The sequence below is a fragment of the Pseudomonas sp. GM102 genome, from assembly GCF_000282555.1.
In the GTDB taxonomy this organism is placed as follows: Bacteria; Pseudomonadota; Gammaproteobacteria; order Pseudomonadales; family Pseudomonadaceae; genus Aquipseudomonas.
In genome coordinates, this window is the sequence record NZ_AKJB01000127.1 from 1 (window position 1) to 26,784 (window position 26,784).

At 60.1% G+C, this 26,784-nt stretch carries 23 protein-coding genes; 12 read left to right on the forward strand and 11 right to left on the reverse strand.

Features of this window, described 5'->3' with window-relative positions:
- Window positions 1–77: 77 nt before the first annotated feature.
- The 8 genes from fabI to gloB all read right to left on the reverse strand — a co-directional run bounded on the left by fabI (window position 78) and on the right by gloB (window position 10,922).
- Window positions 78–872 carry an enoyl-ACP reductase FabI gene (gene fabI / locus PMI18_RS02880; RefSeq protein WP_007906751.1) on the reverse strand — a complete coding sequence of 265 codons (795 nt, stop codon included), beginning with the start codon at window positions 870–872 and terminating at the stop codon, window positions 78–80.
- A gap of 21 nt (window positions 873–893) precedes the next feature.
- Window positions 894–2,504: an ABC transporter ATP-binding protein gene (locus PMI18_RS02875; protein ID WP_007906753.1), complete on the reverse strand. Its 1,611-nt coding sequence runs from the start codon at window positions 2,502–2,504 to the stop codon at window positions 894–896.
- Window position 2,505: 1 nt separating this feature from the next.
- Window positions 2,506–3,525, reverse strand: a complete 1,020-nt coding sequence (locus PMI18_RS02870; RefSeq protein ID WP_007906755.1) for an ABC transporter permease — start codon at window positions 3,523–3,525, stop codon at window positions 2,506–2,508.
- A 1-nt stretch (window position 3,526) separates the two neighbouring features.
- Window positions 3,527–4,600 (reverse strand): microcin C ABC transporter permease YejB, encoded by a 1,074-nt coding sequence (locus PMI18_RS02865; RefSeq protein ID WP_007906757.1) that lies wholly within the window; start codon window positions 4,598–4,600, stop codon window positions 3,527–3,529.
- A gap of 4 nt (window positions 4,601–4,604) precedes the next feature.
- Window positions 4,605–6,446, reverse strand: coding sequence for an extracellular solute-binding protein (locus PMI18_RS02860; RefSeq protein ID WP_007906758.1), 1,842 nt, complete (start codon window positions 6,444–6,446; stop codon window positions 4,605–4,607).
- Window positions 6,443–8,275, reverse strand: a complete 1,833-nt coding sequence (locus PMI18_RS02855) for an extracellular solute-binding protein (RefSeq protein ID WP_007906759.1) — start codon at window positions 8,273–8,275, stop codon at window positions 6,443–6,445. Before PMI18_RS02855 ends, PMI18_RS02860 begins: the two co-directional genes overlap by 4 nt.
- A 325-nt stretch (window positions 8,276–8,600) precedes the next feature.
- Window positions 8,601–10,055: a transglycosylase SLT domain-containing protein gene (locus PMI18_RS02850; RefSeq protein ID WP_007906760.1), complete on the reverse strand. Its 1,455-nt coding sequence runs from the start codon at window positions 10,053–10,055 to the stop codon at window positions 8,601–8,603.
- A 99-nt stretch (window positions 10,056–10,154) separates the two neighbouring features.
- On the reverse strand, window positions 10,155–10,922 hold the full coding sequence (gloB, locus tag PMI18_RS02845) for a hydroxyacylglutathione hydrolase (protein WP_007906762.1): 768 nt from the start codon (window positions 10,920–10,922) through the stop codon (window positions 10,155–10,157).
- A gap of 65 nt (window positions 10,923–10,987) precedes the next feature.
- Here gloB and PMI18_RS02840 point away from each other — a divergent pair, with 65 nt between their 5' ends.
- From PMI18_RS02840 to PMI18_RS02820, 5 genes are all read left to right on the forward strand, one after another.
- On the forward strand, window positions 10,988–11,746 hold the full coding sequence (locus PMI18_RS02840) for a class I SAM-dependent methyltransferase (RefSeq protein ID WP_007906764.1): 759 nt from the start codon (window positions 10,988–10,990) through the stop codon (window positions 11,744–11,746).
- A 92-nt stretch (window positions 11,747–11,838) separates the two neighbouring features.
- Window positions 11,839–12,291, forward strand: coding sequence for a ribonuclease HI (gene rnhA, locus PMI18_RS02835; RefSeq protein WP_003180633.1), 453 nt, complete (start codon window positions 11,839–11,841; stop codon window positions 12,289–12,291).
- A gap of 161 nt (window positions 12,292–12,452) precedes the next feature.
- On the forward strand, window positions 12,453–13,211 hold the full coding sequence (gene dnaQ, locus PMI18_RS02830; RefSeq protein WP_007906768.1) for a DNA polymerase III subunit epsilon: 759 nt from the start codon (window positions 12,453–12,455) through the stop codon (window positions 13,209–13,211).
- Between the two features lie 293 nt (window positions 13,212–13,504).
- Window positions 13,505–15,760: an Orn/Lys/Arg decarboxylase N-terminal domain-containing protein gene (locus PMI18_RS02825; RefSeq protein WP_007906769.1), complete on the forward strand. Its 2,256-nt coding sequence runs from the start codon at window positions 13,505–13,507 to the stop codon at window positions 15,758–15,760.
- A 14-nt stretch (window positions 15,761–15,774) separates the two neighbouring features.
- The gene (locus tag PMI18_RS02820; protein ID WP_007906771.1) at window positions 15,775–16,389 is read left to right on the forward strand and encodes a GNAT family N-acetyltransferase; all 615 of its coding nucleotides are present in this window, start codon (window positions 15,775–15,777) and stop codon (window positions 16,387–16,389) included.
- Here PMI18_RS02820 and PMI18_RS02815 read toward each other — a convergent pair.
- Window positions 16,355–17,248, reverse strand: coding sequence for a LysR family transcriptional regulator (locus tag PMI18_RS02815; RefSeq protein ID WP_007906773.1), 894 nt, complete (start codon window positions 17,246–17,248; stop codon window positions 16,355–16,357). The genes PMI18_RS02820 and PMI18_RS02815 overlap by 35 nt on opposite strands.
- Before the next feature lie 88 nt (window positions 17,249–17,336).
- Window positions 17,337–17,573 carry a hypothetical protein gene (locus PMI18_RS02810; RefSeq protein WP_007906776.1) on the reverse strand — a complete coding sequence of 79 codons (237 nt, stop codon included), beginning with the start codon at window positions 17,571–17,573 and terminating at the stop codon, window positions 17,337–17,339.
- Between the two features lie 182 nt (window positions 17,574–17,755).
- Here PMI18_RS02810 and PMI18_RS02805 point away from each other — a divergent pair, with 182 nt between their 5' ends.
- Window positions 17,756–18,316: an NADPH-dependent FMN reductase gene (locus tag PMI18_RS02805; RefSeq protein WP_007906778.1), complete on the forward strand. Its 561-nt coding sequence runs from the start codon at window positions 17,756–17,758 to the stop codon at window positions 18,314–18,316.
- 145 nt (window positions 18,317–18,461) lie between these two features.
- Here the strand turns inward: PMI18_RS02805 and PMI18_RS02800 are convergent, their stop codons facing one another.
- A complete protein-coding gene (locus PMI18_RS02800) occupies window positions 18,462–19,412 on the reverse strand; it encodes a DUF1853 family protein (RefSeq protein WP_007906779.1) in 951 nt (316 codons plus the stop codon).
- Between the two features lie 123 nt (window positions 19,413–19,535).
- Here PMI18_RS02800 and PMI18_RS02795 point away from each other — a divergent pair, with 123 nt between their 5' ends.
- Genes PMI18_RS02795 through pepN form a run of 6 tightly spaced genes read left to right on the forward strand, consistent with a single transcriptional unit; the run spans window position 19,536 to window position 26,053 of the window.
- On the forward strand, window positions 19,536–20,426 hold the full coding sequence (locus PMI18_RS02795; protein ID WP_007906781.1) for an NAD(+) kinase: 891 nt from the start codon (window positions 19,536–19,538) through the stop codon (window positions 20,424–20,426).
- The gene (locus PMI18_RS02790; RefSeq protein ID WP_177319041.1) at window positions 20,423–21,397 is read left to right on the forward strand and encodes a metallophosphoesterase; all 975 of its coding nucleotides are present in this window, start codon (window positions 20,423–20,425) and stop codon (window positions 21,395–21,397) included. The genes PMI18_RS02795 and PMI18_RS02790 overlap by 4 nt, the downstream gene beginning before the upstream one ends.
- The gene (locus tag PMI18_RS02785) at window positions 21,394–22,263 is read left to right on the forward strand and encodes a rhomboid family intramembrane serine protease (RefSeq protein WP_007906783.1); all 870 of its coding nucleotides are present in this window, start codon (window positions 21,394–21,396) and stop codon (window positions 22,261–22,263) included. The genes PMI18_RS02790 and PMI18_RS02785 overlap by 4 nt, the downstream gene beginning before the upstream one ends.
- Before the next feature lie 34 nt (window positions 22,264–22,297).
- Window positions 22,298–22,558, forward strand: coding sequence for a YeaC family protein (locus PMI18_RS02780; RefSeq protein WP_007906784.1), 261 nt, complete (start codon window positions 22,298–22,300; stop codon window positions 22,556–22,558).
- The gene (locus PMI18_RS02775) at window positions 22,555–23,385 is read left to right on the forward strand and encodes a DUF2797 domain-containing protein (RefSeq protein ID WP_007906785.1); all 831 of its coding nucleotides are present in this window, start codon (window positions 22,555–22,557) and stop codon (window positions 23,383–23,385) included. The genes PMI18_RS02780 and PMI18_RS02775 overlap by 4 nt, the downstream gene beginning before the upstream one ends.
- Before the next feature lie 10 nt (window positions 23,386–23,395).
- Window positions 23,396–26,053, forward strand: a complete 2,658-nt coding sequence (pepN, locus tag PMI18_RS02770) for an aminopeptidase N (protein WP_007906787.1) — start codon at window positions 23,396–23,398, stop codon at window positions 26,051–26,053.
- Window positions 26,054–26,784: the final 731 nt, after the last annotated feature.

Below are 26,784 nucleotides of genomic sequence, written 5' to 3' on the forward strand. Positions count from 1 at the left end.
GGAGCGAGTCGTCTCGTAAATTGCAGGCATAAAAAAACCCGCCTCCAGAGGCGGGTTTTTTCAGTGCAACTCGAAGATCACTCTTCGATGTTGCCCATGGCGGTGGTGTTGAAGCCGCCGTCTACGTACATGATTTCGCCGCTGATGCCGGACGCCAGGTCCGAGCACAGGAAGGCGCCGGCGTTGCCGACTTCGTCGATGGTGACGTTACGACGCAGCGGGGTTTGCGCTTCGTTGGCAGCCAGCATTTTGCGGAAGTTCTTGATGCCGGAAGCGGCGAGGGTACGGATCGGGCCAGCCGATACGCAGTTAACGCGGGTACCGTCCGGGCCCAGGGAGCCGGCCAGGTAACGCACGCCAGCTTCCAAAGAAGCCTTGGCCATGCCCATCACGTTGTAGTTCGGCATGGTGCGCTCGGCGCCCAGGTACGACAGGGTCAGCAGGCTGCCATTGCGGCCTTTCATCATTTCGCGGCCAGCCTTGGCCAGGGCCACGAAGCTGTAGGCGCTGATGTCGTGAGCGATGCGGAAACCTTCACGGGTGGTGGCTTCGGTGAAGTCGCCGTCCAGTTGGTCGCCCGGGGCGAAGCCGACGGAGTGCACGATGCAGTCCAGGCCGTCCCACTTCTTGCTCAGTGCTTCGAAGACCTTGGCGATTTCTTCATCGCTGGCCACGTCGCACGGGAAGCACAGCTCAGGGCTCGAGCCCCAGCCTTGTGCGAATTCTTCGACACGACCCTTGAGTTTGTCGTTCTGATAAGTGAAGGCAAGCTCAGCGCCCTCGCGATGCATGGCGGCAGCGATGCCGGATGCGATGGACAGCTTGCTGGCGACACCGACGATCAGTACGCGCTTACCGGCGAGAAAACCCATGTGTTGCTCCTCTTTTCAGGTTTATTGCGCAGTGGCTGGTGCCAGAAAAGCGGCTTCCAGCAACTGCTGTGTATACGGATGTTGGGGGGCGGCAAAGATACTTTGCGCGTCTCCCTGTTCGACCACTTGGCCATGCTTGACCACCATCAGCTGGTGGCTCAGCGCTTTGACGACAGCCAGGTCATGGCTGATAAACAAATACGTCAGGTTGTACTTGGTTTGCAGTGAACGTAGCAGCTCCACCACTTGGCGTTGCACGGTGCGGTCGAGGGCCGACGTCGGCTCGTCCAGCAGAATCAACGCCGGTTTTAGCACTAATGCCCGGGCAATGGCGATTCTTTGCCGTTGCCCACCGGAAAATTCGTGGGGGTAGCGGTGCCGGGTTTCCGGGTCCAGACCTACCTCCTTGAGTGCCGCAATAATCGCTTGTTCCTGTTCTGCCTCGGTGCCCATCTTGTGGATCCGCAGGCCTTCGCCGACGATCTGGCTCACGCACATCCGTGGGCTCAGGCTGCCGAAGGGGTCCTGGAACACCACCTGCATTTCCCGGCGCAGCGGCCGAACTTCGCTCTGCGTCAGGCAGTCTAGCTGCTTGCCTTCAAAACGTATGGTGCCTTGGCTACCGATCAGCCGCAAAATCGCCAGGCCGAGCGTCGACTTGCCGGAACCGCTTTCTCCCACAATCCCCAGGGTCTGGCCCTGGGGTAGGCTGAAATTGATGCCGTCGACCGCTTTGATATGGTCCACGGTCTTTTTCAGAAAGCCTTTCTTGATCGGAAACCAGACTTTCAGGTCCTCGACCGCAAGCAACGGCGGGCCAATCACATTGGTCGCCGGCTTGCCGCTGGGCTCCGCTGCCAGCAGTTCCCGCGTGTACGGATGCTGCGGCGCGCGGAACAATTCTTCGCACGATGCCTGTTCGACGATGCAACCGCGCTGCATGACACATACGCGATGCGCAATTCTTCGTACAAGGTTCAAATCATGACTGATCAGTAACAATGCCATGCCCAGACGGGCCTGCAATTCCTTGAGCAGTTCGAGAATTTTCAGTTGAACGGTCACGTCCAGCGCCGTGGTCGGTTCGTCGGCGATCAGCAGTTCCGGCTCGTTGGCCAGGGCCATGGCGATCATCACCCGCTGGCGCTGGCCGCCGGACAACTCGTGGGGCAGGGCCTTGAGGCGCTTCTGCGGCTCAGGGATCCCAACCATCTCCAACAGTTCCAGCGTGCGCTTGGTCGCGACTTTGCCGGTCAGGCCTTTGTGGATGCCCAACACTTCGTTGATCTGCTTCTCGATCGAATGCAGCGGATTGAGCGAGGTCATCGGCTCTTGAAAGATCATCGCAATCCGGTTGCCGCGGATGTGGCGGATGGTTTTCTCTTTCAGGTCCAGCAGATTCCGGTCGGAATAAGTGATGGTGCCGGACGGGTGCCGGGCCAGCGGGTAGGGCAGCAGCCGCAGGATCGAGTGGGCGGTCACCGATTTGCCGGAGCCGCTTTCGCCCACCAGCGCCAGGGTTTCGCCGCGCTTGATGTCGAAGCTGACGCCCTCGACCACCCGCTGCACGCGCTCACCGACGACAAACTCGACGGCCAGGTCGCGCACTTCGATCAGATTGTCCTGATTCATTTCACTTCCTCGGGTCGAAGGCATCGCGAGCGGACTCGCCGATGAACACCAGCAGACTCAACATCAGCGCCAGCACCGCAAATGCACTCATACCCAGCCACGGCGCTTGCAGGTTGGATTTGCCCTGGGCCACCAGTTCACCCAGGGACGGCGCGCCCGGCGGCAGGCCGAAGCCGAGGAAATCCAGGGCGGTCAGGGTGCCGATGGCGCCGGTCAGGATGAACGGCATGAAGGTCATGGTCGAGACCATGGCGTTGGGCAGGATGTGGCGGAACATGATCGCACCATTTTGCATGCCCAGCGCCCGCGCTGCGCGCACGTATTCCAGGTTGCGGCCGCGCAGGAATTCGGCGCGCACCACATCCACCAGGCTCATCCACGAGAACAACAGCATGATCCCCAGCAGCCACCAGAAATTAGGCTGCACAAAACTGGCCAGAATGATCAGCAGGTACAGCACCGGCAACCCGGACCAGATCTCCAGAAAACGCTGCCCGGCCAGATCGACCCAGCCGCCGTAGAAACCCTGCAAGGCCCCGGCGATCACGCCGATGATCGAGCTGAGAATGGTCAGCGTCAAAGCGAACAGCACCGAAATCCGGAAGCCGTAAATCACCCGGGCCAGCACATCGCGGCCCTGATCGTCGGTGCCCAGCAGGTTATCGGCCGAAGGCGGCGCCGGGGCCGGGACTTTCAGGTCGTAATTGATGCTCTGGTAGCTGTAGGGAATCGGCGCCCACACCACCCAGGCGTCCTTGGCCTTGAGCAGTTCACGGATGTACGGGCTCTTGTAGTTGGCTTCCAGCGGGAATTCGCCGCCGAACGCGGTTTCCGGATAGCGCTTGAGCGCCGGGAAGTACCAGGCATTGTCGTAGTGCACCACCAACGGTTTGTCGTTGGCGATCAGTTCGGCACCCAGGCTTGCGCCGAACAGAATCAGGAACAGCCACAAAGACCACCAGCCACGCTTGTTGGCCTTGAACAGTTCGAAACGTCGGCGATTGAGAGGGGACAGGTTCATCTCAATGCTCCCGGCTTTCGAAGTCGATGCGCGGGTCGACAAAGGTGTAAGTGAGGTCACCGATCAATTTCACCACCAGCCCCAGCAGGGTGAAGATGAACAGCGTGCCGAAAACCACCGGGTAATCGCGGTTGATCGCAGCCTCAAAACTCATCAAACCGAGGCCGTCGAGGGAGAAAATCACTTCCACCAGCAACGAACCGGTGAAAAAGATCCCGATGAACGCCGAAGGGAAACCGGCGATCACCAGCAGCATGGCGTTGCGAAACACATGGCCGTACAACACGCGGTGGCGGGTCAGGCCCTTGGCCTTGGCGGTGACCACGTATTGCTTGTTGATTTCATCGAGGAAGCTGTTCTTGGTCAGCAGCGTCATGGTCGCGAAGTTGCCGATCACCAATGCGGTCACTGGCAGTGCCAGGTGCCAGAAATAATCGAGGATCTTGCCGCCGGTGCTCAGCTCGTCGAAATTGTTCGAAGTCAGGCCCCGTAGCGGAAACCAGTCGAAATAGCTGCCGCCGGCGAACACCACAATCAACAGGATGGCGAACAGGAACGCCGGGATCGCGTAACCGACGATGATCGCCGAACTGGTCCAGACGTCGAAGTGGCTGCCGTGTCGCGTTGCCTTGGCGATCCCCAGCGGAATCGACACCAGGTACATGATCAGCGTGCTCCACAGCCCCAGGGAGATCGACACCGGCATCTTTTCCTTGATCAGGTCGATGACCTTGGCGTCGCGGAAGAAGCTGTCGCCGAAATCCAGGGTGGCGTAGTTCTTGATCATGATCCACAAACGTTCCGGCGCCGATTTATCGAAGCCGTACATGTGTTCGATTTCCTTGACCAGCGCCGGGTCCAGGCCCTGTGCACCGCGATAGGCGGAACCTGCCACCGACACCTCGGCACCGCCGCCGGCAATGCGGCTGGTGGCGCCTTCGAAGCCTTCGAGCTTGGCGATCATCTGTTCCACCGGCCCGCCGGGAGCGGCCTGGATGATCACGAAGTTGATCAGCAAAATGCCGAGCAGGGTCGGGATGATCAGCAGCAGTCGCCGAAAAATATACGCCAGCATCTGATTACTCCGTGCCCGCAGGGTCGGCTTGCAGTTTGGTTTCGACTTCTATCGGCAATGTCGCGTTGGGCTTGACCCACCAGGTATTGATGCCGATGTCATATTTGGGCGAAACCTTCGGGTGGCCGATGTGGCTCCAGTACGCCACGCGCCAGGTCTTGATGTGCCAGTTGGGGATCACGTAGTAGCCCCATTGCAGCACCCGGTCCAGTGCCCTGGCGTGGGCCACCAGGCTTTGGCGTGAGTCGGCGTTGATCAGTTGCTCGACCAGTTGATCCACCACCGGGTCTTTCAGGCCCATGGAGTTGCGGCTGCCCGGTTTGTCGGCAGCGGCGGTCATCCAGAACTCGCGCTGTTCGTTACCCGGCGAGTTGGACTGCGGGAAGCTGCCGACGATCATGTCGAAGTCCCGGGAGCGCACGCGGTTGATGTATTGCGAGACGTCGACCCGGCGGATCACCAGGTCGATGCCCAGGTCACTGAGGTTGCGCTTGAACGGCAGCAGCACCCGCTCGAACTCGGTCTGGGCCAGCAGGAATTCGATGGTCACCGGTTTGCCGGTGGCGTCGACCATCTTGTCGTCGACGATCCGCCAGCCGGCCTCTTGCAGCAGTTGATAGGCCTTGCGCTGCTGGGTGCGGATCATGCCGCTGGCGTCGGTCACCGGGTTCTGGAACGCCTCGCTGAACACTTGCTCGGGAATCTTGCCGCGCAATGGGTCCAGGATCGCCAACTGATCGGCGTCGGGGAGGCCGGTGGCGGCCATTTCCGAGTTTTCGAAGTAACTGCGGGTGCGCGCGTAGGCGCCGTTGAACAATTGCTTGTTGGTCCATTCAAAGTCCAGCAACAGGGTCAGTGCCTGACGCACGCGCACATCCTGAAACACCGGGCGACGCAGGTTGAACACGAAGCCTTGCATGCCGGTGGGGTTGCCGTTGGCGATTTCTTCCTTGATCAGCCGACCTTCGGCCACTGCCGGAATGTTGTAGGCCTTGGCCCAGTTTTTCGCGGCCGATTCCAGCCAGTAGTCAAACTGACCGGCCTTGAGCGCTTCCAGCGCGACGGTGTTGTCGCGGTAGTAGTCAGTGGTCATCACGTCGAAGTTGTAGAAGCCGCGATTGACCGGCAGGTCCTTGCCCCAGTAATCCTTGACCCGCTCATAGCGTACCGAGCGTCCGGCCTTCACTTCGCTGACTTTGTACGGGCCGCTGCCCAGCGGCAATTCCAGGTTGCCCTTGTTGAAATCGCGGGTGGTCCACCAATGCTTGGGCAGCACCGGCAATTGGCCGAGGATCAGCGGCAATTCTCGGTTGTTGTTGTGCTTGAACTTGAACAGCACTTTGAGCGGGTCTTCGGCGACCACGTCCTCCACGTCGCTGTAATAGCCGCGGAAGAGCGGGGCGCCGTCCTTGATCAGGGTCTGGAAGCTGAACACCACGTCTTCGGCACGTACCGGATGACCGTCGTGGAAGCGTGCTTCGGGACGCAGGTAGAAGCGCACCCAACTGTTGTCCGGGGCTTTTTCGATTTTGCCGGCGATCAGGCCGTATTCGGTAAACGGCTCATCCAGACCCTGTTTGGCCAGGGTGTCATAGATCATGCTGATGTCGTCGGCCGGCACGCCTTTGTTGATGAACGGGTTGAGGCTGTCGAAACCACCGAACCCGGCCTGACGGAAGATCCCGCCCTTGGGCGCGTCGGGGTTTACGTAATCGAAATGTTTGAAATCGGCCGGGTATTTCGGCGGCTCGTTGTATAGGGTCAGGGCATGTTGCGGGGCGGCGCAGGCCAACCCGGCGAACAACAGACCGCTGGCCTGCAAGAGCAGGGCGCGTACGGGTTTCATCGATCTTTCTCCGAAGATTTCAGCCACCACGCGCTCAGGCCCAGGGTGTAGGGCGGCGTGGTGACGAAGGCGAACCGGTTGCGGTAGGCCAGGCGGTGATAATTGAGGTACCAGTTGGGAATGATGTAGTGCTGCCACAGCAGCACCCGGTCGAGCGCCTTGCCGGCGGCGACTTGTGCATCACGGGTCTGGGCGGCGAGCAATTGTTCAAGCAAATGGTCGACCACCGGGTTGGCGATACCTGCGTAATTCTTGCTGCCCTTGACCCCGACCTGGCTGGAGTGGAAGTACTGCCATTGCTCCAGGCCCGGGCTGAGGGTCTGGTTGAGGGTCATCAGGATCATGTCGAAATCGAACTGATCGAGGCGTTGTTTGTATTGGGCGCGATCAACCGTGCGCAGCCGTGCGTCGATGCCGATACTGGCAAGGTTCTCGACGTAGGGCTGAAGGATGCGCTCCAGGTTCGGGTTGACCAGCAGGATCTCGAAACGCAACGGTTGGCCGATGGTGTTCTGTAGTCGCTGACCGTTGAGCTTCCAGCCAGCCTCGGCGAGCAGCTCCAGGGCCTTGCGCATGGTTTCCCGCGGAATGCCGCGGCCTTCGGTCTGCGGCAGGCTGAACGGCTCGGTGAGCAGCTTGGCGGGCAACTGATCGCGATAGGGCTTGAGCAGCAGCCACTCATGACCGATCGGTAGCCCGGTCGCGGAGAACTCGCTGTTGGGGTAATAACTCATGGCACGCTTGTAGGCGCCGCTGAACAGCGTGCGGTTGGTCCACTCAAAGTCGAACATCAGCCCTAGCGCTTCGCGGACCTTGGCCTCGGCGAAAGTTGATCGCCGGGTGTTCATGAACAGGCCCTGGCTCTGGGTCGGGATCTGGTGCGCGATTTGCGCCTTGATCACATCGCCACGGCGCACGGCCGGGAAGTTGTAACCGTTGGCCCAGTTCTTCGCCTGGTGTTCGATGTAGATGTCGAACTCACCGGCCTTGAACGCTTCGAAAGCCACGTCGCTGTCACGGTAGAACTCGACTTCCATGCGATCGACGTTGTACTTGCCGCGATTGACCGGCAGGTCTTTGCCCCAGTAATCCTTGACCCGCTCGAAGACGATCTGCCGCCCGGGCGTTACCGAGGTGATGCGATACGGCCCGCTGCCCAATGGCGGCTCGAAGGTGGTGGCCTTGAAATCGCGACCTTCCCAGTAATGCTGTGGCAACACCGGCAACTCGCCCAAGCGCAGGATCAGCAGCGGATTACCGGAGCGTTTGAAGACGAAACGGATGCGCTGTGGGTTGAGGATATCGACCCGCGACACTTCCTGAAGGTTGGTGCGGTATTGCGGGTGACCTTCCTTGAGCAGCAAACGGTAAGAGAACGCCACATCGTAAGCGGTGATCGGCGTGCCATCGTGGAAACGCGCTTCGGGGCGCAGGTTGAACACCACCCAGCTGCGGTCTTCGCTGTATTCCACCGATTGGGCAATCAGGCCATAACTGGACGTCGGCTCATCGCCGGACGGCGCGTATTGGCCGGTGCCGACCATCAACGGTTCATTGAGTTCGTTGATGCCGTATTGCAGGAAGTTGCCGGTGGAAACCGGGCTCGAACCTTTGAATGTGTAAGGGTTGAGCGTATCGAAGGTGCCAAACGCCATCACCCGCAACGTACCGCCCTTGGGCGCTTGCGGGTTGACCCAGTCGAAGTGGGTAAATCTGGCCGGGTACTTGAGCGTGCCGAACTGCGCATAACCATGGCTTTCGCTGATCGTCGCGCTTGCGGGGGAGCTCAAGGCCAGGCTGATCAGGAGCAGGAGGAGGGGACGCTTCAAGTCAGAGATCCGATCCAGGCGGCTTGGGCTTTGTGGGCCGTACAGTAACAGCTTGTATCGACAGGAAAAAGACGGGGGTTAATGCGTTGTTAATTGTTGTGTGATGGGCCGGCGGATCGCAAAACCTGTGATGAGGGAGCTTGCCTGTGGCGAGGGGGCTGTTGTGGCGAGGGGGCTTGCCCCCGTTCGGCTGCGCAGCAGTCGTAAATCCTGCGAATGCGGTGGATTTGAAAAAATGCCGGGGCCGCTTCGCGACCCAACGGGGGCAAGCCCCCTCGCCACAACAGCCCTCTCACCACAAAAGCCCCTCGACAGGGCGTGCTGCTTAATGCGGCGAAGCAACCGTCAGCATCTGCCCCGGTTTCAGCGCCTGGCCAACCCGAGGGTTCCAGCGCTTGAGGTGCTGCATTTCAACGTTGAAGCGTTTGGCGACCATGTACAGCGAGTCGCCTTGCTTGACCTTGTACTGGGTCTGTTGCGTCTTGTTGGTTACCTTGCCGTTGGTCTTGCTGTTCACCGCGATCACGGTGTTGACGCGCCCGGATTTGCGCTTGGTGGTGTCCTGCATCACCAGGGTCTGGCCGACCTTGAGGTCTTTGCCGTTCAGCTTGTTCCAGCGTTGCAGGTCTTTGACCTCGACCTTGTTGGCCTTGGCGATGGTGCCCAGATTGTCGCCGCGTTTGACTCGATAGGCGCGCTTGAGGCTGGCGATTTCGCTGTCGTCTGCCCCTTCGAACACCGGCTTGAGCGATCGCTGGCTGATCAATTCTTCAGGACGCATGGTCGACAGGCTGGCGGTCAGCAGTTGCGCCTTGGACGTTGGCACCAGCAGATGCTGGGGACCGTCGATGGTGGTGCGCTGCTTGAAGGCCGGGTTGAGCTGGAACAGTTCGTCTTCGTCGATGTTGGCGACGGCGGCAACCTTGGACAGGTCCATGCGCTGGTTGATTTCGACGACCTGGAAGTACGGTTCGTTGGCGATCGGGTTGAGGTTCACGCCATAGGCGTCGGGTGCCAGGACCACTTGCGACAGGGCCAGCAGCTTCGGCACATAGGCCTGGGTTTCCGCTGGCAGCGGCAGGTTCCAGTAGTCGGTCGGCAGGCCAAGTCGTTCGTTGCGCTCGATGGCCCGGCTGACCGTGCCTTCGCCTGCGTTGTAGGCCGCCAGGGCCAGCAGCCAGTCGCCGTTGAACATGTCGTGCAGGCGGGTCAGGTAATCCATGGCTGCGGTGGTCGAGGCGGTGATATCGCGACGGCCATCATAGAAACGGGTTTGACGCAGGTTGAAGTAACGCCCGGTGGACGGAATGAATTGCCAAAGACCCACCGCGTCGGCCCGGGAATAGGCCATCGGGTTGTAGGCGCTTTCAATCACCGGCAATAGCGCCAGCTCCAGCGGCATGTTGCGTTCTTCAAGGCGTTCGACGATGTAGTGAATGTAGAGGCTGCCGCGTTCGCCGGCATTTTCAAGGAAGGACGGGTTACTGGCGAACCACAGGCGCTGTTGCTCGATGCGCGGGTTGACACCCAGATTGTCCTGCAACTGGAAGCCTTGGCGCATGCGCTCCCAGACGTCCTGTGGAATTTGAGGTGTTGGTTTTTCGCTGAGCCAGATAGGTTTCTGCTTGGCTCGAGCGGCGATATTCGGAGTGTGTGTCGCTTCGGTCTGCGGCACATGGCTGGAACAGCCCGCCAGAGTGGCGGACACAGCCACCGCGATGGCTTGAGCCAAGCGGGTCAATGCGTCTGAATTGATGGCTTTACGAATAGGTGACGACATTGGCTGGAAGTAAGTTCCGGGCAAAAATGTCGGGCGATTCTAGAAAGCGTACCCCCTGCGGTCAACCATTCAGAATTTTTGTATCAACATGATGGCTACTTAGAACTTATCTTTCCAGGCCCGTAGAGCAGCAAAAACCGCACTCGGAGCCCGGTTTTGGGTTCCATTCCGTTCGTCCACTTTTTCTTTAACGGATGTTTCGTCGACACGCAAAAACGGGTTGGTACGCTTTTCAAGCGCCAGAGTAGAGGGCAGCGTCATGATTCCGGCTTCACGTTGTGCGGTGACTTTTTCCAGACGTGCGGCGGTGTCCGGATTGCCCGGTTCGACCGCTACGGCAAACTTCAGGTTGCTCAAGGTGTACTCGTGAGTGCAGTAGACCAGCGTGTCTTCGGGCAGCGCCGCGAGGCGGCTCAGCGAGTGATGCATTTGCTCCGGCGTGCCTTCGAACAGGCGTCCGCAACCAGCGGCGAACAGGGTGTCGCCGCAAAACAAATGGCCCCGGTGATAAAAGGCAATGTGTCCGAGGGTGTGGCCCGGTACGTTGATGACATCGAAGTCCCAGCCCAGCACGCTGATGCGGTCGTTGTCCTTGAGCGCCATGTCCCGCGCCGGGATGCTTTCACTGGCCGGACCATAGACTGTCGCGTCTGTCGCTTTTTTCAGCCGCTCGACGCCGCCGACATGGTCATGATGGTGATGAGTGATCAAAATATCGCTTAACACCCAACCCGGGTGCGCCGCGAGCCAGGCCTGCACTGGCGCGGCATCGCCCGGATCGACCACGGCGCAGCGCTGGGTACTGTGGTCTTGTAACAACCAGATGTAGTTGTCGGTGAAGGCGGGCAGGGCACTGATCTGTATCATCGTCGGATTCGCCAAGCGGAAAACATTGGCGCATCTTAGAACTTCCTGGCGCGTTGGAGAATGCAATGACCGATAAAGCGTTCGCTCAGGCCGATCCTGAGTGGCTGACATTGATCAGCGCAGCCCGTGAATGGCTGTCCGGGCCCATCGGGCAATTTCTGCTGGACGAAGAACGACGCATGCTCGAAGACGAGTTGGGGCGTTTCTTCGGCGGCTACCTGGTGCATTACGGCCCCTCGGCGCAGACACCGCCGTCGGCGCCCCAGGTCCAGCGCAATGTGCGCCTCGGTGCGCCGTTGCCGGGGGTCGAGATCGTTTGCGAAGAGCAGGCCTGGCCTTTGAGCGAGCACGCCGCCGATGTGGTGGTGTTGCAGCACGGGCTGGATTTCTGCCTGTCGCCCCACGGTTTGCTGCGCGAAGCGGCGAGCAGTGTCCGGCCCGGCGGGCATCTGCTGATTGTCGGGATCAACCCCTGGAGCAGCTGGGGCTTGCGTCGTGTGTTCGCCCATGACGCCTTGCGCAAGGCCCGCTGTATTTCGCCATCGCGAGTCGCCGACTGGCTGAACCTGCTGGGCTTCGCGCTGGAGAAACGCCGCTTCGGGTGCTATCGTCCGCCCCTTGCGTCGCCTGCCTGGCAAGCCCGTCTGGCCGGTTGGGAGCGCAAGGCGGGTGACTGGCAATTGTCCGGTGGTGGCTTCTATTTATTGGTCGCGCGCAAGATCGTGGTGGGCCTGCGGCCGGTGCGCCAGGAACGGCGCGAACCGATGGGCAAGTTGATTCCGTTGCCGATGGCCAAGGTCAACCGTCGTCACCTCGAACCGTAATACCCATTTTATTTTCCCGGCCGGGTTCGCCCCGGCCTCGGGCATCGTCGGTCACCGATCGGCGAGCCACCGCATTTTCTGGATAGATTGGCATGAGCGATAGCGTAGAACTCTTCACCGATGGCGCCTGTAAGGGCAACCCTGGCCCGGGCGGCTGGGGTGCGTTGCTGGTGTGCAAGGGCGTTGAAAAAGAACTCTGGGGGGGCGAAGCCAACACCACCAACAACCGCATGGAATTGATGGGCGCGATTCGTGGCCTGGAAGAACTCAAGCGCTCCTGCGACGTGCTGCTGGTGACCGACTCCCAATACGTGATGAAGGGCATCAACGAGTGGATGGCCAACTGGAAGAAACGCGGCTGGAAAACCGCGGCCAAGGAGCCGGTGAAAAACGCCGATCTGTGGAAGCTGCTCGACGAGCAGGTCAACCGCCACAACGTCACCTGGAAATGGGTGCGCGGGCACATCGGCCATCACGGCAACGAACGGGCCGACCAATTGGCCAACCGTGGCGTTGATGAAGTGCGTGGGTACAAGCAGGCCTAGACCCTGATCGTTCCCACTGATCGTTCCCACGCAGAGCGTGGGAACGATCAGTGGGAACGAGCCTGCTCGCGATGGGTGCAACACGGTGTACCTGAAAGACCCCGGCGAGCGTGTTAACATCGCCGCTTTTGCACGATTGTCCCGTTGAGAGCTGAGCACTGATGGCCACCAGATCCGTTGTACTCGATACCGAAACCACCGGCATGCCGGTGACCGACGGCCACCGGATTATCGAAATCGGTTGTGTCGAGTTGATCGGTCGGCGCCTGACCGGCCGGCATTTCCACGTTTACCTGCAACCGGATCGCGAGAGTGATGAAGGCGCCATCGGCGTCCACGGCATCACTAACGAATTCCTGGTGGGCAAGCCGCGTTTCACTGAAGTGGCCGATGAGTTCTTCGAGTTCATCAAGGGCGCGCAGCTGATCATCCATAACGCGGCGTTCGACGTTGGCTTCATCAACAACGAATTCGCGCTGATGGGCCACCACGACCGCGCGGACATCACGCAACACTGCTCGATCCTCGACACCCTGATGATGGCCCGGGAACGTCACCCGGGGCAGCGCAACAGCCTCGACGCCTTGTGCAAACGCTATGGCGTCGACAACTCCGGCCGTGAGCTGCACGGCGCCTTGCTCGACTCCGAGATTCTCGCCGACGTTTACCTGACCATGACCGGCGGCCAGACCAGCCTGTCGCTGGCCGGTAACGCGTCCGATGGCAATGGTTCAGGTGAAGGCGCGGATAACTCCGCCACCGAAATCCGTCGTCTGCCGGCCGATCGTCAGCCGGCCCGGATCATCCGTGCGAGTGAAGAGGATCTGGCCCAGCACGTTGCGCGCCTTGAAGCCATCGCCAAATCCGCTGGTGCTCCGTCGTTGTGGCAGCAATTGGCTGAGGCCAAGGCTCAGGCCTGAGCCCCTTCGAGCGAAGGGCTTTTGTGGCGAGGGAGCTTGCTCCCGCTCGGCTGCGCAGCAGTCGCAAATCCTGCCAACACGGTGTATCGGAGTGAATGCAGGGGGCCGCTTCGCAGCCCAACGGGAGCAAGCTCCCTCGCCACAGGTAAACTTTCGGAACAATGGGTTTGCTGGCCACTTGCTGGTGCGCCCGCCGACCCACTTCAGGGCATCCCCCTCGCCACATGCGCTTCAACCCTCTACCCTGAGGTTATTGGCAGGCCATGGTCTGCCGCCTCAGGACACCGAGCCCCATGTATAAAGATTTGAAATTCCCGGTCCTGATCGTCCACCGCGACATCAAAGCCGACACCGTTGCCGGTGATCGTGTGCGGGGCATCGCCCGGGAACTGGAGCAGGAAGGCTTCAGCATCGTCTCGGCGGTCGATTACAACGAAGGGCGTCTGGTCGCCTCGACTCATCACGGCCTCTCTTGCATGTTGATTGCCGCCGAAGACGCCAGCAGCAACGCTCATCTTCTGCATAACATGGCCGAGCTGATCCGCCTGGCACGGGTTCGGGCGCCGGACCTGCCGATCTTTGCCCTGGGCGAGCAGGTGACCCTGGAAAATGCCCCGGCCGATGCCATGGCGGAACTCAATCAGCTGCGCGGTATTCTTTATTTGTTCGAAGACACCGTGCCCTTCCTTGCCCGGCAAGTCGCCCGCGCGGCGCGCAAATATCTGGACGGTCTGTTGCCGCCGTTCTTCAAGGCGCTGGTACAGCACACCGCCGATTCCAATTATTCCTGGCATACCCCCGGCCATGGCGGCGGCGTGGCGTATCACAAGAGCCCTGTGGGGCAAGCGTTTCATCAGTTTTTTGGGGAAAACACCCTGCGTTCGGATTTGTCGGTGTCGGTACCGGAACTCGGTTCGCTGCTCGATCACACCGGCCCGCTGGCCGAAGCGGAAGCGAGAGCCGCGCGTAATTTCGGCGCCGATCACACCTTTTTTGTGATCAATGGCACCTCGACCGCCAACAAGATCGTCTGGCATTCCATGGTGGCCCGCGATGACTTGGTGCTGGTGGATCGCAACTGCCACAAGTCGGTGTTGCACTCGATCATCATGACCGGTGCGATTCCGCTGTACCTGTGCCCGGAGCGTAATGAGCTGGGGATTATCGGCCCGATTCCGTTGAGCGAATTCAGCCGTGAGTCGATCCAGGCCAAGATCGATGCGAGCCCGCTGACCAAGGGCCGCGAGCCCAAGGTCAAGTTGGCGGTGGTGACCAACTCGACTTACGACGGCCTGTGTTACAACGCCGAGTTGATCAAGCAGAGCCTGGGCAATAGCGTCGAAGTGCTGCATTTCGACGAGGCCTGGTACGCCTACGCGGCGTTCCACGAATTCTTCGCCGGCCGTTACGGCATGGGCACTTCCCGCAGCGAAGACAGCCCGTTGGTGTTCACTACGCACTCCACGCACAAATTGCTGGCAGCGTTCAGCCAGGCGTCGATGATTCACGTTCAGGACGGCGGTGCGCGGCAATTGGATCGCGACCGTTTCAACGAAGCATTCATGATGCACATCTCGACCTCGCCGCAGTACAGCATCATCGCCTCGCTGGACGTGGCGTCGGCGATGATGGAAGGGCCGGCCGGTCGTTCGTTGTTGCAGGAAATGTTCGACGAGGCCCTGAGTTTTCGCCGGGCCCTGGCCAATCTGCGCCAGCATATCGCCGCCGATGACTGGTGGTTTTCCATCTGGCAACCGCCCTCGGCCGAAGATATCGAGCAGGTGGTCACCGAAGACTGGTTGCTGCAACCCGACGCCGATTGGCATGGCTTTGGCGGCGTGACCGACGACTACGTGCTGCTCGATCCGATCAAGGTCACGCTGGTGATGCCGGGTTTGACGGCGGGCGGTGCCCTGAGTGCGCGGGGGATTCCGGCGGCGGTGGTCAGCAAGTTCCTCTGGGAGCGTGGGCTGGTCGTGGAAAAAACCGGGCTGTATTCGTTCCTGGTGCTGTTCTCCATGGGCATCACCAAGGGCAAATGGAGCACGCTGCTGACCGAGTTGCTGGAGTTCAAGCGCAGTTACGACGCCAATGTCAGCCTGGCCACCTGCCTGCCGTGCGTGGCACAACACAATGTTGCCCGTTACCAAGGCATGGGTTTGCGCGATCTGTGTGATCAATTGCACGCCTGTTATCGCAGCAATGCCACGGCCAAACACCTCAAACGCATGTACACGGTGCTGCCGGAAGTCGCGATGAAGCCGGCTGACGCCTATGATCAATTGGTACGCGGGGAGGTTGAGGCTGTTTCGATCGATGCTCTGGACGGGCGGATCGCAGCGGTGATGCTGGTGCCCTACCCGCCGGGGATCCCGTTGATCATGCCCGGCGAGCGGTTCACCGAGTCGACCCGTTCGATCATCGATTACTTGAAGTTTGCCCGTACGTTCGACAGTAGCTTCCCCGGGTTTGTCGCCGATGTGCATGGCTTGCAACACGAAGACGAGGGCAATGGACGGCACTACACCGTCGATTGCATCAAGGAATGAGGACCTTTGCGACTATGCAACCCGTCATGAATCCCAAATACCCAGGCCTCTCGGTGCGTGTCGCCGATGAGGGTTTTGCGGCTTATATCTGGGGCAGTGATTTCAGTTTTGAAGTCGCCGCCTATGGTGCCGCGCAAATCGGTAAGCCGGTGGCGCAGTGGCTGGTGACGCCCATCACCCCGTATCGCAAGTGTTACGGCATCGATCCCGAGGAGTTCAGCAGTTTTCGCGATGCCGCTGACAGTGCGATTTTCATGGCCTACCTGGATGACGAACCGGTGGGTCACTTGGTGGTCAGCACCAACTGGAACGGTTTTGCCCATATCGATGAATTGGCGGTGCATGCACCGGCGCGCCGTCATGGCGTGGCCAAGGCGCTGCTGGACGTGGCGCAGTTCTGGAGCCGCAAGAAGAAGCTGCCCGGCATCATGCTGGAAACCCAGAACAACAACCTGGGTGCCTGCCGACTCTATGAGCGTTGCGGTTACACAGTTGGCGGGATCGATCATTTGCGCTACCGCGGAATCGATCCGAACACCGCCGAAGTGGCGTTGTTCTGGTATCGCCTGTTCGATAATCAGCTGGAAAATCCGCTCAGCTCGCCAGCATCGCCACGGCTTGTTCCGTGATGATGTCCAGCAATGCCTGAGCGGCCGGTGATGGCTCGGCACTCTTCAGGCTCAAGGCATACACGCTGATCGGTATGGCAGGCGCCAGCGGGCAGGCATCGAGCCCGGCCGATTTGGCGCCGAGGGCGGTAAACGGGTCGACGATCGCCAGGCCTTCGCCGGCCTCGACCATGCTGCGCATCATCTGATGAGTCTGGACCCGGGTCTGGATGACCGGGGCAGGGCGCAGCGCATGCAGCTTGTTGTCCAATGCCGGGCTTAACGGATCGTGACCTTCCAGGCCGACCATCGACTGGCCAGCCAGGTCTTGCAGCGAGATGTACTTCTGTTTCGGTTGCAGCCAGCCATGGGGCGCCAGCAACTGAAGCTTGCCTTGAGCGATGACCTGGCAATGGATGTCGGCGTGGTCCGGGTCATGCAGGCTCAGGCCCAGATCGCTTTCACGCAGCAGCAGGCTTCTGACGATCTCGCGGGTCGGTTGGCTCAGGAGGGTGCAAGGCGCATCGGGCAGGCGTCGGCGCAGGGCCGCGATGCTGTGTGGCAACAGTTGTTGCGCCAAAGGCGGGGTGCAGATGATGCGCAGGGGTGGGGCCAAATATTGCTTGAGACTGCTGGCCAGACGCTGGACCGGTTCGAGGGCTTCGTAGACGTGGGCGATCTCGACCTGCAGCTCCCGCGCCTCGCGCGTGGCTTGCAGGCGACCACGCACGCTGGCAAACAGCATGAAGCCCAACTGATCCTCGGCATCACGCAGGGTGCGTTCAACCTCGGCCACCGGCAGCTGCAGCCATTCGGCGGCGGTGCCCAGGTGGCCGGTCTGCAATAGCGCCTGAATCACTTCGATATGACGTAAACGCATGCGTGAAGTCCATGTTCAGCAGGTGAGGGAGTCAGTCACTGAATCCTAACTCAAGTGCGCGCATATGACTTCTGCTCATAACAGCGGGTTATGAGGCGACGTTCGTTTCAGGTTCGCGAGTGAGGGTGACACCTGATTGCACCAGTAGAAACTCGTTGTCGTCGAGTTTGTTGACTCGGTCGCCAATGGCCAGCTTGTAGGTGGTAACGGGCTCAGAGACGGTGAGGCCGTCGTGCGACGGGGTGGATTCCTGGAACTCATGCACGGAATAAACGCGGCCTTCCGCGTCTCTTGCATGGAACTGACCGACGAGTACTGCTGCCATCTGCTTAGAACCTCTGGAGATAAATCACTCAATTTGCGGTTCTGTAGACCGTGGTTGGGCGAGGTAAGTTTTCCTACAGGAAAAAAATAGTCAGGGGCGGCGTTTTTCCGTCGCCCACTGGTTGAATCGTCATTTGATCATCTATAACTAGAAGCTCTTTCCTGGACAGTCGAGAATCTTCCATGAGCAACGTCTACGAGATCGCCGTTCTGGTCGGCAGCCTGAGAAAAGCGTCGATCAACCGCAAGGTCGCGCTGGCGCTGGCCGAACTGGCGCCCGCCAATCTTAAGCTGAGTATCGTCGAAATCGGCGATTTGCCGCTCTACAACGAAGACATTGATGGCGAATCACCGCCGGCAGCCTACAGCACTTTCCGACAACAAGTGAGCTCATCCGACGCGGTGCTGTTCGTGACCCCGGAATATAACCGTTCCGTGCCGGCGCCATTGAAGAATGCGATCGACGTGGGGTCGCGCCCCTACGGCAAGAGCGCTTGGAACGGCAAGCCGGGTGCGGTGATCAGCGTTTCACCAGGCGCCGTCGGCGGATTTGGCGCCAACCACAATATTCGCCAGTCCATGGTGTTTCTCAATGTGCCGTGCATGCAGCAACCGGAAGCCTACCTGGGTGGCGCTGGTTCCGCGTTCGACGAGGCGGGCAAGTTGTCGGAGTCGGTGAAGCCGTTCTTGCAGAAGTTCATCGATGCGTATGCGCAATGGGTCGAGCAGCATAAAAAGCAATGACCGTCCCCATCTAGACCGCGTTGGGTCCATTCGCGGGCAAGCCTCGCTCCTACAGGTTTTGTGTTGATTACAAAATGCGTGAACGACACTTGTCTGTAGGAGCGAGGCTTGCCCGCGAAGAGGCCAGTCCAGTCATCACAAAGACTCAACCATTACCCGGCACATTCGGCCAAAGATCTGACACCAGAAACAGTCGCTCGGCTTCTTCCCAATCGCCTTCGCCATTCTCTGTCAGCCGCACCATCAATTGCGCCGGTGCCAGTGGGTCCAGATCGCTCAGCCATGTACTCAGCTGTTCAGTGTTCCAGGTTTGCTCTTCGGGATAGTGCGCCGGTGCCAGCCAGGCATGGCGGGGCAGGGGTTGCCAACGACCGAACGGGCGCTGCACGACAAAATCCGCCCAGTCCTTCTGATGCAACCAGCTACCGCGCAAATGTTGAGGGTGTGCGCCGCTCGGTGACTCGGACTGCCCCGGCCACGGATAGAGCAGATAGCCGCCCAGCCATAGATGTGCACTGAACTGCTGGATATCCAGCGACGCCAGCACTGCACGGCTTTCCGCTCGCGCGGAAATCGGTAATTGATGCTGGCTCAGGTGCTTCAGTTTACGGTCGAGTCGATCATGACAACCCGGTCCTAGCCACTGCGCGGTGTCATGACCGTCACCGTTCTGTGGCCCCAGATAGAGCTTGATCGCCAGTTCCAGGTGATGCACGCCATCGCGATCACGCAGCAGCATGTCCAGCTCACCCAGGGTGTGGCCTTCACGGCGGATCGGCATGTTGGCGGCAATCAGTTCGATACCCGGCGCGTGTCGCACGGCGTATTGCCACAGCCGCTCGTAGTACAAACCCAGTCTCCGGGTCCTGGCCTGAGCCAGCCAGTGCAGCAGGTCGTAACTGTCGCGATCCAGTTGCCTGAGCCAGTGTTCCAGGCGCTCCGGTGCCTGCACCCAATCGCTCCCCGCCAGCGGATGACGCTGCGGCCACGGGGTGACACTGAGCATCGGCGGCGCGAGGATGACCCAAGCCAGGTCGCGCACTTCAGGGTGGCGCAACTGGTGAGGTAACTGGAGCAAATCTGGAAATAGGATCATCTTGCGAGCATAGCCCGAAACGCGAGCGCACCGTCGCGGCTGAAAGGGTTTTGTCTACGCCGTGCTTTCGCCCATAATCGTGTTTTTCGCCGTCGCAGGCCCCCGCATCCTAATAGGAGCCCCATGGAGCAATTTCGTAATATCGGCATCATCGGTCGCCTGGGCAGTTCTCAGGTGCTGGATACCGTCCGCCGACTGAAACGGTTTCTGCTCGATCGTCACCTGCACGTGATCCTCGAAGACACCATCGCCGAAGTCCTGCCGGGTCATGGCCTGCAAACTTCGTCGCGCAAGATGCTCGGTGAAGTGTGTGACATGGTGATCGTGGTCGGCGGTGACGGCAGCCTGCTGGGCGCCGCCCGGGCGCTGGCCCGACACAATATTCCGGTGCTCGGCATCAACCGTGGCAGCCTGGGGTTCCTGACCGATATTCGCCCCGATGAGCTCGAAGTCAAAGTCGCCGAAGTGCTCGATGGCCACTATCTGGTGGAAAACCGCTTCCTGCTGCAAGCCGAAGTCCGACGCCACGCCGAGGCCATCGGCCAGGGCGATGCGCTGAACGACGTGGTGCTGCACCCCGGCAAATCCACAAGGATGATCGAGTTCGAGTTGTACATCGACGGCCAGTTCGTCTGCAGCCAGAAGGCCGACGGCCTGATCGTCGCCACGCCGACCGGTTCGACCGCCTACGCACTGTCGGCGGGCGGCCCGATCATGCATCCCAAGCTCGACGCTATTGTGATTGTGCCGATGTACCCCCATACCTTGTCAGGTAGACCGATCGTGGTCGATGGCAACAGTGAGCTGAAAATCGTCGTGTCCAAAGATATGCAGATTTACCCGCAAGTTTCCTGTGACGGGCAGAACCACTTCACCTGCGCGCCCGGTGACACCATCACCATCAGCAAGAAAGCGCAGAAACTGCGGCTGATTCATCCGCTGGACCACAACTACTATGAAGTCTGCCGGACCAAGCTCGGCTGGGGCAGCAAGTTGGGTGGTGGAGGCGACTGATGCTCGATCCCGCGCGTAGCTACGACCTGATCGGTGACGTGCACGGTTGCGCTCTGACCCTTGAGCACTTGCTCGACCGGCTCGGTTACCACAAACAGGCTGGCGTCTGGCGGCATCCGTCGCGCATGGCGGTGTTCCTGGGCGACATCATCGACCGCGGCCCGCGGATTCGCGAGGCGCTGCACATCGTCCACGACATGGTCGAAGCCGGCCAGGCGCTGTGCATCATGGGCAACCATGAATTCAATGCACTCGGCTGGAGCACGCCGGCGCTGCCGGGTAGCGGCCAGCAGTTCGTGCGGGAACATACGCCGCGTCACGCGCGCCTGCTCAAGGAAACCCTGACCCAGTTCGAGGACCATCCCGCGGAATGGCATGACTTCCTGCAATGGTTTTACAAGCTGCCTTTGTTCGTCGATGCCGGGCGTTTCCGCGTGGTGCATGCCTGCTGGGACGCCGGCCTGATCGAGCCGTTGCGCGGGTTGTTCCCCGACGGTTGCATCGATGAGCACTTCCTCCAGGCCTCCGCCGTGCCCGGCAGTTTCGCCTGCACTGTGTTCGATCGCCTGTTGCGCGGCACCGACATGCGCTTGCCCCACGGCTTGACCATGACTAGCGGCGACGGCCTGACGCGCTCGTTTTTCCGCACCAAGTTCTGGGAAGACGACCCGCAAACCTACGGAGATATCGTGTTCCAGCCCGACGCCTTGCCTGAACCGGTGGCCCGTACGCCGCTGTCGTCCAGCGAAAAAGACAACTTGCTGCGCTACGGCGTCGATGAGCCGTTGTTGTTCGTCGGCCACTACTGGCGCAGCGGCAAACCGGCGCCGATCCGCCCGAACCTGGCCTGCCTGGATTACAGCGCGGTGCTCTACGGCAAACTGGTCGCTTATCGTCTGGATCAGGAAACCCGTCTCGACCCGCATAAATTTGTCTGGGTCGATGTCGAGCGGCCGGAGGTGCTGCAATGACGGCGGTGGCGGTATTACGTCTGCCTTTGGCGGTGGATTTGAGCGGGTTCGTCAAACTGCTGCAACGCATGCAAGTGCCCCACCGGGTCAGCGAAGAGGCGGGCGAGCAAGTGCTATGGGTGCCGGCCAACATCAGCGAGGACGTGCGCTCATTGTACGAACGCTTTCCGGCGGGGGACCCCGATCAGCAACTGGATATCCCGATCGCGCAGACGCTGCAGCGTCCGGGCTTGGTCGAGCAGTTGCGCCGCAGCAAGGCTACAGCGTTGGTGCTGTTGCTGACCCTGATCGTCGCCATGGTGACGCTGCTGGGCGATAACCTCGAAACGATACGCTGGCTGACTTTCCTCGATTTCCGTGTGATCGGCGAGTACATCCATTTCACGCCACTGGCCGACAGCCTGGCGGCGGGGCAGTGGTGGCGTCTGGTCACGCCGATGCTGATCCACTTCGGCATCCTGCACCTGGCCATGAACGGCATGTGGTACTGGGAACTGGGGCGGCGCATCGAGTCGCGTCAGGGCAGCATCAACCTGATCGGCCTGACGCTGCTGTTCAGCCTGGTGTCCAACTACACCCAGTTCCTTTTCAGTGGCCCGAGCCTGTTTGGCGGGTTGTCCGGGGTGCTGTACGGTCTGCTCGGGCATTGCTGGATTTTTCAGGTTCTGTCGCCGAACCCGGCGTATCGCCTGCCCCGAGGGGTGTTGGTGATGATGCTGGTATGGTTGCTGGTGTGCCTGTCCGGGCTGGTCTCGATGATCGGTTTCGGCCAGATTGCCAACGCGGCCCACGTCAGCGGGTTACTCATCGGATGCTTCACCGGTTTGTTGGGTGGTTTGTACAACCGCCGTAAACTGGCCGTCTAAAACTGTTATGTGATTAAAGAGCGCGGAGCCCTTGATGTCCTCTTTTAACGAAATGATCAAAAACATCACCCCGGATATCTACCAGAGCCTGAAACTGGCGGTGGAAATCGGCAAATGGTCCGACGGAGGCAAACTCACCGCCGAGCAGCGCGAACTGTCCCTGCAAGCGATGATCGCCTGGGAAATCCAGAACCTGCCCGAGGAAGAGCGTACCGGCTACATGGGCCCGCAGGAGTGCTCGTCGAAGTCGATCGAAGTGCCAAACATCCTGTTCAAATCGGATGCCATCCATTGATAGAGATTGGCCGCGGTGCAATCAGCAAAATGTCGGCGCGCCTTGACGGGCCGAACGTGCAGTACGCTTTTCGTCTGGGCGACGCCGAGGTACCGGTCAATCCGTTGATCGGCACCACGGTGCGCCTGGAATACCTGGGAGCGATCCACTGCACCCATTGCGGACGCAAGACCAAAACCAGTTTCAGCCAGGGTTACTGCTACCCGTGCATGACCAAACTGGCCCAGTGCGACCTTTGCATCATGAGCCCGGAACGTTGCCACTATGACGCCGGCACCTGCCGTGAGCCTGCGTGGGGCGAAAAGTTCTGCATGACCGATCACGTGGTGTATCTGGCCAATTCATCGGGGATCAAGGTCGGCATTACCCGCGCCACACAGCTACCGACCCGCTGGCTCGACCAGGGCGCCAGCCAGGCTCTGCCGATCATGCGCGTCGCCACCCGTCAGCAGTCTGGCTTTGTCGAAGACCTGTTCCGCAGCCAGGTCGCCGACAAGACCAATTGGCGTGCTTTACTCAAGGGCGATGCGGTATCGGTGGATCTGGCGCAGGTTCGCGATCAGCTATTTGAGAGCTGCGCGCAAGGTTTGCAAAATTTGCAGGAACGATTTGGCCTACAAGCAATCCAGACAATTACCGATGTAGAACCTCTGGAAATCCGCTATCCGATCGAGCAATACCCAGCCAAGATTGTCAGCTTCAACCTGGACAAGAACCCGATTGCCGAAGGCACGCTGCTGGGGATCAAGGGCCAGTACCTGATTTTCGACACCGGCGTGATCAATATTCGTAAATACACGGCCTACCAGCTCGCCGTGCATCAGTAAGGATTCCAGTATGCGCACCGAACAACCGAAGATGATCTACCTGAAGGACTATCAGGCACCCGAGTACCTGATCGACGAGACGCACCTGACCTTCGAGTTGTTCGAGGACCACAGCCTGGTCCATGCGCAACTGGTGATGCGCCGCAATCCTGAACGTGGCCCGGGCCTGCCGCCGCTGGTGCTGGATGGTCAGCAACTCGATCTGCTGTCGGTGACGTTGGCCGATCGCGAACTGAGCGCTGCCGACTATCAGCTGACCGAGAATCACCTGACCCTGCACCCGGCCAGTACAAGCTTCACGGTCGACACCAGCGTCAGGATCCACCCGGAAACCAACACCGCCCTGGAAGGCCTGTACAAATCCGGCACCATGTTCTGCACCCAGTGTGAAGCCGAAGGTTTCCGCAAAATCACTTATTACCTCGACCGCCCGGACGTGATGAGCACGTTCACTACCACGGTGGTCGCCGAGCAGCACAGCTATCCGGTGCTGCTGTCCAACGGCAACCCGATTGCCTCGGGCCCTGGCGAAGACGGCCGGCACTGGGCGACCTGGGAAGACCCGTTCAAGAAGCCTGCCTACCTGTTCGCGCTGGTGGCCGGTGATCTGTGGTGCGTCGAAGACACCTTCACCACCATGATCGATCGCTCCGTGGCGCTGCGCATTTATGTCGAGCCGGAAAACATCGACAAGTGCCAGCACGCGATGAACAGCCTGAAGAAGTCCATGCGCTGGGACGAAGAGGTTTACGGTCGCGAGTATGATCTGGACATCTTCATGATCGTCGCGGTCAACGACTTCAACATGGGCGCCATGGAAAACAAGGGCCTCAACATCTTCAACTCCAGTGCCGTGCTGGCCCGCGCCGAAACCGCCACCGACGCCGCGCACCAGCGGGTCGAAGCGATCGTCGCCCACGAGTACTTCCACAACTGGTCGGGCAACCGCGTGACCTGCCGCGACTGGTTCCAGCTGTCGTTGAAGGAAGGCTTCACCGTGTTCCGCGATTCCGGCTTCTCGGCCGACATGAACTCGGCCACGGTCAAACGCATCCAGGACGTGGCGTACCTGCGCACCCACCAGTTCGCCGAAGACGCCGGCCCGATGGCTCACGCCGTGCGCCCGGACAGCTTCATCGAGATTTCCAACTTCTACACCCTGACCGTGTACGAAAAGGGTTCGGAAGTGGTCGGCATGATCCACACCTTGCTTGGCGCCGACGGTTTCCGCAAAGGCAGCGACCTTTACTTCGAACGTCATGACGGCCAGGCCGTGACCTGCGACGACTTCATCAAGGCCATGGAAGATGCCAACAGTGTCGACCTGACCCAGTTCAAACGCTGGTACAGCCAGGCCGGCACGCCTCGTTTGGCGGTGAGCGAGTCCTACGACGCAGCGGCAAAAACCTACAGCCTGACCTTCCGCCAGAGCTGCCCGGAAACCCCGGACAAGGTGGAAAAACTGCCGTTCGTGATTCCGGTGGAACTGGGCCTGCTGGACAGCAAGGGCGGTGAAATTGCCTTGCGTCTTGCCGGTGAAGCCAGTACTCAAGGCACATCGCGGGTTATTTCGGTGACTGAAGCCGAGCAGACCTTCACCTTCGTCGACATTGCGCAAAAGCCGCTGCCTTCGTTGCTGCGCGGTTTCTCGGCGCCGGTGAAACTGAGCTTCCCGTACAACCGTGATCAGCTGATGTTCCTGATGCAGCACGACAGCGACGGCTTCAACCGCTGGGATGCCGGCCAGCAATTGTCGGTGCAGGTGCTGCAAGAGTTGATCGAGCAGCAACAGAAGGGTGAAGCGCTGGTGCTGGATCAGCGTTTGGTTTCAGCACTGCGTACTGTGCTGTCCGACGAGACGCTGGATCAGGCCATGGTCGCCGAAATGCTTTCGCTGCCGGGCGAGGCGTATCTGACCGAGATCAGTGAAGTGGCTGATGTAGACGCCATTCACACAGCTCGCGAGTTTACCCGCAAGCAATTGGCTGAGGGTTTGTTCGAGGGATTGTGGCTGCGTTATCAGGCCAATCGCGATCTCTCGAAGAAAACGCCGTATGTGGCCGAGGCCGAGCATTTCGCCCGCCGTGCGCTGCAGAACATTGCGCTGTCGTACCTGATGCTCAGCGGCAAGCCGGAAGTGTTGGCGGCAACCCTTGAACAGTTCGACACCAGCGACAACATGACCGAGCGTCTGACGGCGTTGGCGGTGTTGGTGAATTCGCCGTTTGAAGAGCAGAAAGCCACGGCGCTGGCGACCTTCGCCGAACACTTCAAGGACAATCCGCTGGTCATGGATCAATGGTTCAGCGTCCAGGCCGGCAGCCCATTGCCGGGTGGTCTGGAGCGGGTCAAAGCCTTGATGCAACACCCGGCGTTCACCATCAAGAACCCGAACAAGGTGCGGGCACTGGTCGGCGCGTTTGCCGGGCAGAACCTGATCAACTTCCACGCAGCCGACGGTTCCGGGTATCGCTTCCTGGCGGATCTGGTGATCGAGTTGAACGGGTTTAACCCGCAGATCGCCTCTCGCCAACTGGCTCCGCTGACTCGCTGGCGCAAATACGACGACGCTCGTCAGGCGTTGATGAAAGGTGAGCTGGAGCGGATTCGCGCTTCGGGGCAACTGTCCAGCGATGTGTTTGAAGTGGTCAGCAAAAGCCTGGCTTGAGTTTGGCCTTGCTCCTTCGGGGTCCACTCGGCCCCCGTAGGAGCGAGGCTTGCCCGCGAAGGCGTCCTGATAGCCGGCCTGTTTCTTGCAAATGTACTCCGATCAAATTGTGGGAGCTGGCTTGCCTGCGATGGCGGCCTGATAGCCGACCGGGATTTTTGATGGTGTACATATCCATTTCTGCGGTAACGGCGGCTTATGGTTTCGCCCTTACGGCGAGGCACTTTTGGCAAACGCCCCAAAAGTACCCAAAAGGTCTCGCCCCAAGCGTCCGGCCCCTCGCTGAGGCTCGGCGTTCCTTCGCTCCGGTATCCATCTGGGGGCATCGCCCTACGGTTGGCTTCGCTTCAACCTACATGCGATGGGTTTGACTGCGTCGAACGGCGCTGCGCGCCAATCCCCAGATGAACACCTCCGCTCAGCCTCCCGAAGGGGCGGGCAGATCAAGATCCGAAGCCAAAGCCAAAGCCAAAGCCAAAGCCAAAGCCAAAGCCAAAGCCAAAGCAACAGCAGGATCAACAGCTTCGTGAGCAAGCCCGCTCCCACAGTTGGACTGGGTACATCCGGGGAAGATTGGTCGGCTGACAGGCCGCCATCGCAGCGATGCGACGACCCGATAAGCCAGCTTCCACAATGGAGCGGCGTACCACGGCGCTTTTCACCACTCAACAGGCCGAGCGTTAGCTCGCCTGCAGCTTTTGATCTTGATGCACCGCCCCCTCGAGAGGCCG